The following is a 12,780-nucleotide window of genomic DNA, read 5'->3' on the forward strand; positions in this document are numbered from 1 at the left end:
GCGGCGGCGGAGTCTCAGGAGAGGCGCCGCCCGTTCCAGGCCGTCAATTCGGACTCCAACTTCTCCTCCGGCCACTGCTGCTCCACTGCCGCGGCGAGAAGTTCGGCCTGGTTGGCCGGGGCGAGCCCGTCGACCGGCTGGTCGCGGTCCAGGTTCGTCGGGAACGAGTAGCCCTCCGCCGAGGACGCGATCACGTTGGCGATCTCCGCGCCGGTCGCCCCGTTGGCCTGCATCTTCAGTAGAGCGGGATAGAGCGCGGTCGACATCGCTTGTCGATCAACGGTTTCCATCGCGCGCCCGAACGCCGAGGAGATCTGCAGCAGGTTGGCCATGCGCCTGATGTCGGTGGTGTGATTGGTGCCGGCGGCGTGGAACAGGGCGGGGTTGAAGAAAGCCGCGTCGCCCTTGGCCAGCGGTAGCTGGACGAAGTTCGACTCGAAGAACTCGCGGAATTCCGGCCGACGCCAGGCCAGGTAGCCGGGCAGGTACTTCTGCGAGTGCGGCAGGTACTGGGTGGGTCCGGTCTCGACCGGCATGTCGGTGTGGGCCACTGCGCCCTGCAGGGTGAGGACCGGCGAGAGCCGGTGGACGTGCGCCGGGTAGCGGCCCGCCTGCTCGTTGGTCTGGAAGCCCAGGTGGTAGTCGCGGTGCACGCTCTGCGCCCTGCCGCCGGGGTTGACCACGTTGACCTGCGAAGTCACCTGATAGTTCGGTCCGAGCCAGGCCGTGCTGATCGCCGCGATGACGTCATTGGAGTAGTAGGACGCAAACACCTCTGGATTTCTGACGGCGAGCTTCTCCAGCGCATTCCAGATGCGGTCGTTGGCGCCGGCGGTCGCGAAGTGGTCCCCCACCGCAGTGCCGGCCGCATGTTGCTCGGCGATGATCGCCTGGAAGACCTCGGTCGCGGCGTCCACGACGCCGGTGTCCGGGAAGGCGTTCTTGAACACCACGATGCCAGGACCGTCCATCAGTGCCCTGGCCAGTTCCGCGTGGAAGTCGTTCGTACCGGGCTCGGCGCCGGATGCCGGGCGCAGGGCGGCACTGTCGTAGACCAGGACGCCCTCCTGCACCGAAGAGGCGAGCGGGTACTCGGTGAGATCGGTGGTCCGGCCGACCAACTCGACGAAATCGTCCAGCCTGCAGTCGGCTTCGGCCAGTGCGTAGGTCCTGCTGGGCAGGTAGGTCGTCATGCCGTCGGCTCCTCGTTGAACTCGGTTCGTCGTCGAACTAGGCTCGTCGTCGAACGCTCTGCCTACAGGCTGACCCAGCCGCCGCGCTCGACCGACGCTACCATCGCGTCCAGCGTGACCGCGCTCCGGACTGCGTCGGAAATGCTGGCGCCGTAGGTCTTTCCCTCCGCAATCGATCGGAGGAACCTCGCGCACTCGATGACCTTGAGATCGTCGTAGCTCATCGATGACGCCGCACCGGGCTGGAACGCGGCGTAGTCGCCGGCGCCGGGTCCGACGAACTTCGTCACCACGCTCTGGTCCTGGTAGTCGGTGCCGAGGCTGAGGCCGAGCTCGTTCATCCGGCGGAAATCCCAGAACACTGCGCCTCTGGTGCCATGGATCTCCAAGCCGTAGTCGTTCTGCGAACCGACGGAGATCCGGCTGGCCTCCAGCACGCCGCGGGCACCCGAGGTGAAGCGCAGCAGGCTCGAGACGTAGTCCTCGTTCTCCACGTTGCCCCGCTCGCCCCCGGCCGCCCGCCCATGGCCCGTGGTGGCGGCCCCCGGCCTCGATCGCTGGGCCAGGAAGATGGCGGTGTCGGACACGACCTTTTCGATGTCGCCCAGCAGGTACCAGGCCAGGTCGACGCCGTGCGAGGCCAGATCGCCGAGCGCGCCGGCACCGCCGAGCTTGCGCTCGAACCGCCAGCTCAACGCGCCGTCCGGATGGGCGGCGTAGTCGCTGAACAGCCTGATCCGCGCGTGGGTGATGGCGCCGAGGTCGCCCTGCTCGATGAGCTGCTTCGCCAGTTCGACGGCGGGCGCATTGCGGTAGTTGAAACCGACGGCCGCCTGCACACCGGCCTTCGCAACTGCGGTCTCGACCGCACGGGCATCGTCGGCGGACAATCCGACCGGCTTCTCGATCCAGATGTGCTTGCCCGCGGCGGCGAGCGCGGTCCCCATCTCGCGGTGCAGGAAGTTCGGGGCGGTGATGCTGACGGCCGAGATCGTGGCGTCGTCGGCCAGGTCCCGCCAGTCGGGGGTGGTGGCCGCGAAGCCGTACTGGGCGGCCGCCTCCTCCGCGCGGCCGGGAACCGCTTCGGCGACCGCGACGAGCTGGGGAGAGAGGTCCAGTTCAGGGAAGTGGTGCCGCACGCGCAGGTAGGCCTGCGCGTGCACCCGGCCCATCCATCCGAAGCCGGCCACCGCCACGCCCAGTCGGGTGGCCGTTGCTCGGGGTGCGGGAGTGAACGCCACTGGACCTCCGGGTGCGTGCAGGGTTCGGTTGCGGCCGGGACGAGGATCGGGCCGGGATGGGGGCGTGGCCTGGAACGAGGAGACGGTCGGTATTGGACCGGTCCAAGTAGTCTGGCGCGCAGAGCGCCCGGATGTCAATGCACCGTGATGTCCCGGGCGTCTGGTGTCCAGGTCCCGTTTTCACCGTTCGCGTCAGGGTGACCGGGCCGCTATGGCCGGTCCCCTCGCAGCTTGGAGCATCGTCCTTCCTCCAAGTGGCATCACTGCAGGCGTTCGGTGCCCGTACTCAGGCACCGAACACCTGCGATGATGACGATTCGCCGACGCCCGCGACCGTCAGGCGTGGTCACTCATGCCCGGTCCGGATCCGTTCGGGCCGCAGCAGCGATCTCAGGGCCTCGCCCAAAGGTGTCCCCTGCATCTGCGCTACGGCCCCCGCGCCCGCGTCAGCACGAGAGGGCGTCGAGTGATGGAAACGGAGCGCCTGGCGGTCGATTCCCGACGGATCGGCCCGGGCCGGCGGGCGTCCGGCACGTCACGGCCGTGTGTCGGGCAGGCAACATCCAACTCCCGCCGCTGCGGCAGTGCTGTGCGATAGGCGAAGATGGCAACCGGTGCCGGCGCCGGGCACCCGACCAGGCCCCGATTCGCGTGCCGCCCCGCGCCGGGTCCGATCGCACCGACAGGAAAGAGCCATCATGGATCACTTCGACCTGATCGTCATCGGGTCCGGCCCGGCCGGCCAGAAGGCCGCCATCGCAGCCGCCAAGCTCGGGAGGAAGGCGGCTGTCATCGAGCGCCGCAACATGGTCGGCGGCGTCTGCATCAACACCGGGACCATTCCGTCCAAGACGCTGCGCGAGGCCGTGCTGTACCTGACGGGTCTGAACCAGCGCGAACTGTACGGCCAGGCCTACCGGGTCAAGGACGACATCACCGTCGCCGACCTGTCCGCCCGCACCCAGCACGTGATCAACCGCGAGATCGACGTGATCCGCAACCAGCTGTCCCGCAACCGGGTGGCGCTGATCGCAGGCACCGCGAAGTTCACCGACGCGCACAGCATCGAGGTGGAGAACGAACACGGGATCAAGCAGAAGCTGACCGCGGACAAGTTCGTCATCGCGGTCGGGACCCGGCCGGCGCGGCCGAGCAGCGTCGAGTTCGACGGCGAGACGATCGTCGACTCCGACCAGATCCTCAACATGAACAAGGTGCCGGCCTCGATGGTGGTGGTCGGCGCCGGCGTCATCGGCATCGAGTACGCCTCGATGTTCGCGGCGCTGGGGACCAAGGTGACCGTGGTGGAGAAGCGGGCCGCCATGCTGGACTTCTGCGACGACGAGATCATCGAGGCGCTGAAGTACCAACTGCGGGACCTGGCCGTGACGTTCAGGTTCTCCGAGTCCGTGCGCACGGTCGAGCGGCACGCGAGCGGCACCCTGACCATCCTCGAATCGGGCAAGAAGATCCCGGCCGACACGGTGCTGTACTCGGCGGGCCGCCAGGGCGCCTCCGACGAGGTCGACGTGCTGGTGGCGGGCATCGAGCCGGCCGAGCGCGGACGGCTGGAGGTCAACGAGAACTTCCAGACCTCCGTCGACCACATCTACGCCGTCGGTGACGTGATCGGCTTCCCCGCGCTGGCCGCGACGTCGATGGAGCAGGGCCGGCGGGCCAGCTATCACGCGTTCGGCGAGTCGGTCGGCGGCAAGCTCGGAGACCTGCAGCCGATCGGCATCTACTCGATTCCGGAAATCTCCTACGTCGGTCGCACCGAGAAGCAGCTGACGAGCGAGAACGTGCCGTTCGAGGTCGGTGTTTCCCGCTACCGCGAACTGGCTCGCGGCGCCATTCTCGGGGATTCCTACGGAATCCTGAAGCTGTTGGTGCACGCCGAATCCCGTGAGCTGCTCGGTGTGCACGTGTTCGGGACGAACGCCACCGAACTGGTGCACATCGGCCAGATGGTGATGGGGTGCGGCGGTACTGTCGACTTCCTGGTCGACGCCGTTTTCAACTACCCGACCCTGGCCGAGTCCTACAAGGTGGCCGCGCTGGACGCGGTCAACAAGATGCGCGCGATCGCCCGGGTCACCCAGGCCTGACCGGGTGGTCGCTGTGATCCGAGCCCTGCGCAGGTGCATGTCGAAGGTGCTCGCCCGGATCGACGAACGCGTCGATCGACCGCCGGACCCGGACGCCCTAACCGGCCGGCGGAGCCCCCGACGTCGCGGGCGGCCCGTCGACGGGTCGCTCCCGGACCGGTCCACGGATCGACCCCCGCACGACGATGCGCCGCCGGCCGAGCCGCCGCGGTCCGACGACGGTGACCTTCGATCAGGCGACGCCCTGGATCGGATCCGGGCCGACCAGCATCGGCGGATGCGTCGTGGCTCTCTCGGGCGACGGTCGGACCCCGGGAGCGGTTGACGGGGCCGGCCACCGGCACCGCCGTCCCCGGGGCCGAAGCGCTCATCCGGCTCCCAGCGCGCAGGAGTAGCTTGGCGACGCCCGACCATTCGGGTCCGCTTCCCGACCGATTGCGGGCAGGAGACGGTGCCAGCAGGACACGGTGCCAGCAGGAGGCGTCATGACAACCGGTGCGGGACTTCCCCAGGTTGCGCTCGACCGGATCGCCAGGGCTTCTGCCTCCGGCGTCCGCACGTCACTGCTGTCGGTGCCCAGCGCATTCAGTGCCCGCGCGGTCGGTTTGACGCCCATCGGCGAGGTGATGGGCTGCATCGTGCAGCACATCGGCTGGCAGGGCTGGGCCGGATGCGGCTACTGGGGCAACAACTACCGTCAGGCGCGGGTGACGACCTTCGGCAGTTACCAGCCGTACGTCGATTCCGTCCGTCACGGCTATGACACCGCGCTGCAACGACTCTCGCACGAGGCCAGGCTTCTGGGCGCCGATGGCGTCATCGACGTCCGCATCACGGTGACCTCGCTGGGGACGGACAACCACGAGTTCGTCGCGCTCGGCAGTGCGGTTCGGCTCGGTGACGAACGCACCGGGATCGGCAACCTCCCCCAGTCGCTCCCCGAGCCCTTCCTGACGGACCTGCCCGGTGCCGACGTCGCCAAGCTGATGCTCAACGGCTGGATGCCGATGTGCATCGTCTACGGGATCTCGCTGGCCATCCGTCATGACGATTGGGCGACCTACGCGCAGACCCGTAGTTGGCTCAACACCGAGGTTTCCGGATACACGGAGCTGACGAACAACGTCCGTCACCAGGCCAGGCAGGTGCTCTCGGCGCAGGCCGCCGGCAAGGGCGCGAGCGGGGTGTTGCTGAATTCCTCGACGATGCGGGTCTGGGAGCAGGAACCGTCCGACGGGCACCGTGACCACCTGGCCGAGGCCACCATGTTCGGCACCGGTGTTCTGCCATTCCCCCGGCTGGGTGTGAAGCCGGCCCCGGTGAAGACCCTGACGTTCCTACCGCTGCTGTGACGGCCGAAGCCTTACTTCCACGACCACCCATCTGGACGAACACCCATCTGAACACATCATGACCATTGATCCGAATCCCATGGGCATCCCGCAGGACGCATTGCGCCGATTGTCGGCGATGCGCCCCGGCCAGCCGACATCCATTTTCACCTCGGACCTCTCGGTCAACGAATTCCTGCTCGTGAGGGAAGCCGGATTCCGCCCGCTGGGGCTGGTGTTCGGTTCCAGCATCTACCACGTCGGATTCCAGGCCGGCCGGTGGAGCAAGAACCAGGAGATGGGCACCCTGTCGGCTGCGATGTATCACGCGCGGGAACTGGCGATGACCCGGATGGAGGCCGAGGCCGACGTTCTGGGCGCCGACGGGGTGGTCGCCGTCCGGCTGAACATCGAGTTCAAGGAATTCGGTTCGGATCTGGCTGAATTCACCGCAGTCGGGACGGCCGTGCACGCCGATACCGCCCTTGCCCCCGATGGTTTCGGGTGGAAGCCGAACACCGGCAAGCCGTTCACCTCCGACCTGTCCGGGCAGGATTTCTGGACCCTGCTGCAGGCCGGATATGCGCCGCTCGGAATGGTGATGGGCACCTGCGTCTATCACATCGCCCACCAGAAGTTCGGACAGTCGTTCTCCAACATCGGCCAGAACGTGGAGATCCCACAGTTCACCGAAGCCCTCTACGACGCAGGGGAACTGGCCATGAGCCGGATGCAGGCCGAGGGGGAGGCGCTGCACGCCGAGGGCATCGTGGGGGTCAACCTGCTGTCCCTCCCGCACCGCTGGGGTGGCCACACCACGGAGTTCTTCGCCGTCGGGACGGCGGTCCGCCCGCTCCGCGCCGACCACTCGATCCCCACCCCGCAGCTGATGTTGCCGTTGGCCGACCGATGACGGGCGGCGGCGGGCCGGACCCGCACGGCCGGCCCGGGATGCCCTCTGTCCCAGGCATTCCGGATGTTCCGGCTGTTCCGGATCTTTCGGATGTTCTACCGGGAAGCGCGCTCGGGGTTCCGCCGGCCAGCGGGCTCGGGGCCCTCGGGGACGTCCAGCTGCTCGCCGTCATGCTCCGCAACGATCGCAACGACGTCGCGTCCTAAGCCAGGGTGCTGACCGGTTCGCCGGGCGATGCCCTGCCGCCTGGTGTGGTGGACGTCGAGTACCAGCGATCCCTGGGTGACCGGATGGCCGGCCGGCCCGGTCGGCCGGTCCGTCTGATCGTGCGCGGAACCGACCGCGAGCTGGAACTGGCCGAGGGTGCGCGGGGCACGGTCCAGGCGCAGACCCGCAAGGTGGTCGGGGGTGTCGTCATCGCGCGCAAGCAGATCGGCATCGACGAATGGGTGCAGCAGTTCGCCGCCGAGCTGTCGGCACTCGCCGCGGCCAACGCCTCCGCCCGGCAGGCCCTCGCCGCGCTTCTGGGGATGTAGAAGGAGGGCCGCGCTGATCAACTCGTCGACTCCTGTCCCACCCGTCACCAATGGGGCAAGTTGATCAGCGCGGGCGAAGTTGATCAGCGCGAGCCAGGACGGCGTCGAGCATCGCCGGGGTCAGGCGTCCGGTGAAGGTGTTCTGCTGGCTCACGTGATAGCAGCCGAGCAGAGTCAGCTGCTGTCCGTCCGGCGACGTCACCTGGACCTCCGCCCCGTGTCCGAACTTCGGGCGGGGTTTCGGGATCACCCACCCCAGGCCGCTCAACGTCGACAGCAGCGCCTGCCACCCGAAGCCGCCCAGCACCAGCAGCACGTGGACACTCGGCGTCATCAGGTGGAGTTCGCGTGCCAGGAACGGAGCGCAGCTGTCCCGCTCGGCGGGCGTCGGTGCGTTGTCGGGCGGCGCGCAGTGCACCGGAGCCGTGATCCGCACGCCCGTCAGCGCCAGACCGTCGTCGATGGCCACCGAATGCGGCTGCGAGGCCAGGCCGGCCCGGTGCAACGCCGCGAACAGCACGTCCCCGCTGCGGTCACCGGTGAACATCCGGCCGGTGCGGTTGGCGCCGTGCGCGGCGGGGGCCAGCCCGACGATCAGCAACCAGGCGTCGGCCGGACCGAAGCCCGGTACCGCACGGCCCCAGTAGGTCTCGTCGCGATAGGCCGCCCGCTTCTGGACCGCGACCGACTCGCGCCAGGCGACCAGGCGCGGGCAGGCCCGGCACTCGCTGACCAGGAGATCGAGCCGACGCATCTCCCCCGCCGTCGAGCTCATCGAGGACACCGCCGATGTATCCGGGAACACCACGATCGACCTCCGATGCTCCGGCTGAGAGGACGCCACCGGTCGCCGGTGAGGACGACACGGTCGTGTCGGAACGCCAAGCTACCCGCCTACGCCGCCGCCCCGGCGAACCGGAGCGGCGGCGTCATCGGCAGGACGCCTGGATGATCGTGCCCGACCCGTTCCTACAGGGCGGACAGCGACTGCCAGGTCGGCCAGGAAAGGGCCCAGTCGTAGATGTCGCCGTCGGCCGGGGAGAGCTGCACGCTGGTGCCGGTGATCTCCACCGGGTCACCGTAGATCGCGGAGTTGTAGTAGGCGATGGCGCTGGATTCGGACAGGTTGATGCAGCCGTGGCTGACGTTCGTGTTGCCCTGATCCCCCACGGTGTTGGGGTTCTCGTGGATGAACTCCCCGTTGTCGCTGATCCGCACGGCCCAGTGCTCCACCGAGTTGGTGTAGTGGTACTTGGGGTTGCTCATCGAGACGGTCTCCTGCTTGTCCATCACGATGTGGATGCCGGAGCGGGTGACGAGGTCGGGGTTGATGCCGTAGCGGCTGTTCGGGTCGTCGCCCATGCCGTAGGACCCCGGGTACGTGGCCACCGTCTGGCCCGAGCGCTGGACCACGATGTCGTACTTCTTGGCATCGGCGATCACCACCTGGTTCCGGCCGATGGTGAAATCACTGGTGGTGTCGGCTGATCCGTAGACGTCGCTGGAGAACGCGGCGCCGTAGACGTCGGCCTCGACGTGCACCCTGGTGAACTGGGGCCAGTAGGCCTTGGGGCGCCAGTCGAGGGACGGGTAGGTGTCGCCGTCGTGGGTGATCCAGGCCCAGGCGCCCTGGACGGCCGGGGTGGTGACGACCTTCATCCGCTTCTGGATCGCGGCCTTCTGCGCCGACGGATCCGAGCTGAACCGCACGATGATCGGTGCCGCGACCCCGACGACGGCGCCGTCACCGGGGGAGATGCTGGACGTCGCGGTGTCGGCCGGTGTCAGGGTCGAGTAGGTGCCACTGATCGGGACGCTGCGGCCGTCCTCGCCGACGGCGGTACCCCTGACGGTGTACGTCTTGCCGTACCCGAGATCCTCGCCGAGGGTCCAGCTGGCGGCGTCGGCCGACAGCTTGCCGGTCACCGTCTTGCCGGCGGCGTTGACCAGGGTCAGGGCCTTGATGGTCCCGTCCTTGACGTCGATCATGATCGGGGTGGTCGGGGAGATGCCGCTCGAGCCCAGGGCCGGCGAGGCGACGACGGCGGCGGCCGGCTTCTTCGGCGCCATCGAACTGGTCGTCGTCGGTGCCAGGGCGCTCGACACGCTCGGAGCCGTCGCGGCGGCAGTGCTCCCGCCGGACGGTTCCGCGACGTGGACGGACGCCGAGGGGGCCGGCAGCGACGAACCGGGGGCGGACGTGCCGGAGCTGCTGCTCCCGGCGGAGGAGGCGCTGGGGGCGACGGTGGCCGACCCCCCGGCAGAGTTGGCGGACGTGCAGGCGACGGCGCCGGCCAGCAGGCCGACCGTCATGCCGATCAGGGCCGTCCGGCGGCCCCAGGTCCTCAGGTGCGTGGTGATCCTCATTGCGTGTCCCTATGGCTAGTGTGCTTCCCAGATGCCGACGCCGGGCGCTGCGATGAGGCTTCGCCGTTGCGGGTGGTCCGGTGGGGCCGCCCCTGCCCATCGGGCAACCTGCTTGCTGTTGCTGTACTGACGCACGACGATAGGTCCATGTTGCGTCCGCTCCTGGCCGTATTCGTCGAGTTCCCTGCTGTGTTTTGGCCATGAAAGCGGTGAACGTTCCGATGAGATATCGGTGTGGCAGTTCCGCCACCCCGCGGCGCATCGGTCCGGTAGCCTGCGTCCTCGCGGTGAGGTTCCCCGATAATCCGCTGGCCGACCCGGATACGGTGCGGACATGCAGCTGGACCTCCACTACACCGACGAATTGCTGGTGTCCCTGTATGACATCGAGAACAGCGGACGTCAGGACGTCGACTTCTATCTGGCGCTGACGGCGGAGCTCGGCGCCCGGAGCGTGATCGATCTCGGCTGCGGAACGGGCGTGCTGGCCTGTGACCTGGCCGCGGCGGGCGCGATGACGACCGGCGTCGATCCGGCGCGCGCGATGCTGGAGTACGCCAGGACCCGGCCGGGCGGGGAGCGGGTCGACTGGGTCTGCGGGGATGCTTCGGCGCTGGCGCCGGAATCGGCGGACCTGGTGGTGATGACGGGCCACGTCGCGCAGGTCTTCCTGGACGACGACGACTGGGACGCAGCGCTCCGGAATTGTCTTCGTGCGCTCCGCCCGGGAGGCCACCTCGCGTTCGAGACGCGCAACCCGGAATCGGCGGGATGGAACCGGTGGAACCGGGATAGCACCCTCGGCGAGTATCCGCTGCCCGACGGAGGGTCATTCCAGTCGTGGGTCGAGGTCACCGGCGTGCGCCCCGGGCTGGTCGATTTCGAGGGCCACAACATCATCAGCGGGCCGGGTGATCTCTCGGATCTGCCCAGGGAACTGACCGCGACGAGCACCCTGCGCTTCCGGACCCGGTCCGAGGTGCAGGAGTCCCTGTCGCGGGCCGGCTTCGAGGTCGGTGCGCTCTACGGGGACTGGAGTCGCGGTCCGGTGCACCCGGCGAGCCCCGAGCTGATCTTCGTGGCCGGGCGCCCCTGATCTGCGCCCGGCCCACCGCGAAGCAGCGTCAGAACGCGCCTTCCGGCACCTCCATGAGGGAGCTGTCCGCCGCCTCCAGGATGGCCCGGCGGGAGGCGAGCTCCGGCAGGACGTTGCGTGAGAACCAATGCGCGACCGCCAGCTTGCCGGCGTAGAAGTCGAGATCCTTGGCGGCTGCGCCGGCGTCCAGCGCCGCCTGGGCGATCACCGACTGCTTGACGAGCAGGTAGCCGATCAGCAGATCGCCGGCGCTCATCAGGAGCGACACCGCGTGCTCGCCGATCTTGTACAGACTGGCCGGATTCTGGCCCGAGGCCATCGCGTAGCCGATGAGAGCGCCGACCATGCCCTGGAAGTCGGTCAGTGCCGTCCCCAGCAGGGCCAGTTCCTCCTTGTGCCGACTGCCCTCGGTGCTCTGCGTCGTCAGGAAATCGCCGATCTCGCCGGCGATCACCGACAGCGCGGCGCCGTTGTCCTTGATGATCTTGCGGAAGAAGAAGTCCTGCGCCTGGATCGCGGTCGTGCCCTCGTAGAGCGTGTCGATCTTGGCGTCCCGGATGTACTGCTCGATCGGGTAGTCCTGGGTGTATCCGGAGCCGCCGTAGACCTGGAGCGACAGCGCGAGGTTCTCGTAGGCACGTTCGGACCCGACGCCCTTGACGATCGGCAGCAGGAGGTCGTTGACCTTCTTGGCCAGTGCGACATCGCCCTCCTCGCAGGCGATCCGGTCCTGCCAGCTCCCGGTGTACAGGTAGGTGGCACGCAGACCCTCGGCGTAGGACTTCTGCTTCAACAGGATTCGGCGTACGTCCGGGTGCTGGATGATCCGTACCCGCGGCGCAGTCTTGTCGCCGGACCTCGTCAGGTCCGCGCCCTGGACACGCTCCTTGGCGTATTCCAGAGCGTTCAGGTATCCGGTCGACAGGGTGGCGATCGCCTTGGTGCCCACCATCATCCGGGCGTACTCGATGACGTGGAACATCTGGGCGATCCCGTCGTGGACCTCGCCGACCAGGAGGCCGACGGCGGGCGTGCCGTTGAGTCCGAAGCTGAGTTCGCAGGTGGCCGAGACCTTCAGTCCCATCTTGTGCTCGACACCGGTGACGAAAGCGCCGTTGCGCTCGCCACTCTCACCCGTCTCCGGGTCGAAGTGGCACTTCGGCACGATGAAGAGACTGAGACCCTTGGTGCCCGGCCGGGTCTCGATGCCGGGGCCCTCCGGGCGAGCCAGCACCAGGTGGATGATGTTCTCCGTCATGTCCTGGTCGCCCGACGTGATGAACCGCTTGACGCCCTCGAGGTGCCAGCTGCCGTCCTCCTGGAGGATGGCCTTCGTCCGGCCGGCGCCGACGTCGGAGCCCGCGTCGGGTTCGGTGAGCACCATGGTGGAACCCCAGAGGCGGTCCCACATCAGCTGGGCGATCTTCTTCTGGTCCGGTGTCCCCAGATCGTGGACGACCTTGGCGAAGTTGGGCCCGGCGCCGTACATGAACAATCCCGGATTGGCGCCGAGGATGAGCTCGGCGGCGGCCCAGCGCATCGTCGGCGGTGCACCGTAACCACCGAGCTCCGACGGCAGTTCCAGCCTCCACCAGTCGCCGTCCATCATCGTCCTGAACGACTTCCGGAACGACTCGGGCAGGCTCACCGAGTAGGTGGTCGGGTCGTAGACGGGCGGATTGCGGTCGGACTCGACGAAGGAGGCGGCGAGGGGGCCGGAGGCGACCTTCTCCAACTCGGTCAGGACGCTGCGGGCGGTTTCCGGGTCCATCTCGGCGAACGGGGCCGTGCCCATGCGATCACCGGACCCGAAGACCTCGAAGAGGTTGAACTCCAGGTCGCGAAGGTTGGAACGGTAATGACTCACGATGCAATGCTCCTGTCATCAATTCACTTGCCGTCAGCAACGGGGAGCGCCGGACGGGTCGAAGCGACAAGTTACCGGCGAGTAGCAACAGGTTATTACTGGCGAGTAACTTAGGCAAGGTCGGTCGC

The 12,780-nt window shown here is 68.0% G+C and carries 12 protein-coding genes; 7 read left to right on the forward strand and 5 right to left on the reverse strand.

Features of this window, described 5'->3' with window-relative positions:
* Positions 1 to 14 precede the first annotated feature (14 nt).
* Positions 15 to 1,193, reverse strand: coding sequence for a phytanoyl-CoA dioxygenase family protein (locus tag H7F38_RS06380; RefSeq protein ID WP_187093346.1), 1,179 nt, complete (start codon positions 1,191 to 1,193; stop codon positions 15 to 17).
* A gap of 62 nt (positions 1,194 to 1,255) precedes the next feature.
* The gene (locus H7F38_RS06385; RefSeq protein ID WP_187094517.1) at positions 1,256 to 2,365 is read right to left on the reverse strand and encodes a Gfo/Idh/MocA family protein; all 1,110 of its coding nucleotides are present in this window, start codon (positions 2,363 to 2,365) and stop codon (positions 1,256 to 1,258) included.
* A 767-nt stretch (positions 2,366 to 3,132) separates the two neighbouring features.
* Between H7F38_RS06385 and sthA the strand changes: the two genes are divergently transcribed.
* The 5 genes from sthA (at position 3,133) to H7F38_RS06405 (ending at position 7,322) form a co-directional block, all read left to right on the forward strand.
* Positions 3,133 to 4,542 carry a Si-specific NAD(P)(+) transhydrogenase gene (gene sthA / locus H7F38_RS06390; RefSeq protein ID WP_187093347.1) on the forward strand — a complete coding sequence of 470 codons (1,410 nt, stop codon included), beginning with the start codon at positions 3,133 to 3,135 and terminating at the stop codon, positions 4,540 to 4,542.
* Between the two features lie 485 nt (positions 4,543 to 5,027).
* Positions 5,028 to 5,894 carry a heavy metal-binding domain-containing protein gene (locus H7F38_RS06395; RefSeq protein WP_187093348.1) on the forward strand — a complete coding sequence of 289 codons (867 nt, stop codon included), beginning with the start codon at positions 5,028 to 5,030 and terminating at the stop codon, positions 5,892 to 5,894.
* 58 nt (positions 5,895 to 5,952) lie between these two features.
* Positions 5,953 to 6,786 (forward strand): heavy metal-binding domain-containing protein, encoded by an 834-nt coding sequence (locus H7F38_RS06400; RefSeq protein WP_187093349.1) that lies wholly within the window; start codon positions 5,953 to 5,955, stop codon positions 6,784 to 6,786.
* A gap of 38 nt (positions 6,787 to 6,824) precedes the next feature.
* Entirely contained in the window at positions 6,825 to 6,992 is a 168-nt protein-coding gene (locus H7F38_RS25500) for a hypothetical protein (RefSeq protein ID WP_222618493.1), read from the forward strand.
* 6 nt (positions 6,993 to 6,998) lie between these two features.
* The gene (locus H7F38_RS06405) at positions 6,999 to 7,322 is read left to right on the forward strand and encodes a hypothetical protein (RefSeq protein WP_222618494.1); all 324 of its coding nucleotides are present in this window, start codon (positions 6,999 to 7,001) and stop codon (positions 7,320 to 7,322) included.
* A 64-nt stretch (positions 7,323 to 7,386) separates the two neighbouring features.
* On the opposite strand, the gene H7F38_RS06410 is transcribed toward H7F38_RS06405, so the two are convergent.
* Together H7F38_RS06410 and H7F38_RS06415 are read right to left on the reverse strand one after the other, a co-directional pair.
* Positions 7,387 to 8,097, reverse strand: coding sequence for a uracil-DNA glycosylase (locus tag H7F38_RS06410; RefSeq protein WP_187093350.1), 711 nt, complete (start codon positions 8,095 to 8,097; stop codon positions 7,387 to 7,389).
* A 194-nt stretch (positions 8,098 to 8,291) separates the two neighbouring features.
* The gene (locus H7F38_RS06415) at positions 8,292 to 9,311 is read right to left on the reverse strand and encodes an Ig-like domain-containing protein (RefSeq protein WP_255498260.1); all 1,020 of its coding nucleotides are present in this window, start codon (positions 9,309 to 9,311) and stop codon (positions 8,292 to 8,294) included.
* Between H7F38_RS06415 and H7F38_RS06420 the strand changes: the two genes are divergently transcribed.
* Both H7F38_RS06420 and H7F38_RS06425 read left to right on the forward strand, forming a co-directional pair.
* Positions 9,298 to 9,708 (forward strand): hypothetical protein, encoded by a 411-nt coding sequence (locus H7F38_RS06420; RefSeq protein ID WP_187095004.1) that lies wholly within the window; start codon positions 9,298 to 9,300, stop codon positions 9,706 to 9,708. The genes H7F38_RS06415 and H7F38_RS06420 overlap by 14 nt on opposite strands.
* Positions 9,709 to 10,023: 315 nt before the next feature.
* Positions 10,024 to 10,785 carry a bifunctional 2-polyprenyl-6-hydroxyphenol methylase/3-demethylubiquinol 3-O-methyltransferase UbiG gene (locus H7F38_RS06425; RefSeq protein ID WP_187093351.1) on the forward strand — a complete coding sequence of 254 codons (762 nt, stop codon included), beginning with the start codon at positions 10,024 to 10,026 and terminating at the stop codon, positions 10,783 to 10,785.
* Between the two features lie 28 nt (positions 10,786 to 10,813).
* Here H7F38_RS06425 and H7F38_RS06430 read toward each other — a convergent pair whose 3' ends face one another.
* The gene (locus tag H7F38_RS06430) at positions 10,814 to 12,652 is read right to left on the reverse strand and encodes an acyl-CoA dehydrogenase (protein ID WP_187093352.1); all 1,839 of its coding nucleotides are present in this window, start codon (positions 12,650 to 12,652) and stop codon (positions 10,814 to 10,816) included.
* Positions 12,653 to 12,780 lie beyond the last annotated feature (128 nt).

Origin of the sequence: Nakamurella sp. PAMC28650, from assembly GCF_014303395.1 — a bacterium.
Lineage (GTDB): Bacteria > Actinomycetota > Actinomycetes > Mycobacteriales > Nakamurellaceae > Nakamurella.

Coding starts and splice junctions, on each gene's coding strand:
- H7F38_RS06380 (WP_187093346.1), bottom strand. CDS start 1,193: ATGACGACCTACCTGCCCAGCAGGACCTACGCACTGGCCGAAGCCGAC.
- H7F38_RS06385 (WP_187094517.1), bottom strand. CDS start 2,365: ATGGGCCGGGTGCACGCGCAGGCCTACCTGCGCGTGCGGCACCACTTC.
- sthA (WP_187093347.1), top strand. CDS start 3,133: ATGGATCACTTCGACCTGATCGTCATCGGGTCCGGCCCGGCCGGCCAG.
- H7F38_RS06395 (WP_187093348.1), top strand. CDS start 5,028: ATGACAACCGGTGCGGGACTTCCCCAGGTTGCGCTCGACCGGATCGCC.
- H7F38_RS06400 (WP_187093349.1), top strand. CDS start 5,953: ATGACCATTGATCCGAATCCCATGGGCATCCCGCAGGACGCATTGCGC.
- H7F38_RS25500 (WP_222618493.1), top strand. CDS start 6,825: ATGCCCTCTGTCCCAGGCATTCCGGATGTTCCGGCTGTTCCGGATCTT.
- H7F38_RS06410 (WP_187093350.1), bottom strand. CDS start 8,097: ATGAGCTCGACGGCGGGGGAGATGCGTCGGCTCGATCTCCTGGTCAGC.
- H7F38_RS06415 (WP_255498260.1), bottom strand. CDS start 9,311: ATGATCGACGTCAAGGACGGGACCATCAAGGCCCTGACCCTGGTCAAC.
- H7F38_RS06425 (WP_187093351.1), top strand. CDS start 10,024: ATGCAGCTGGACCTCCACTACACCGACGAATTGCTGGTGTCCCTGTAT.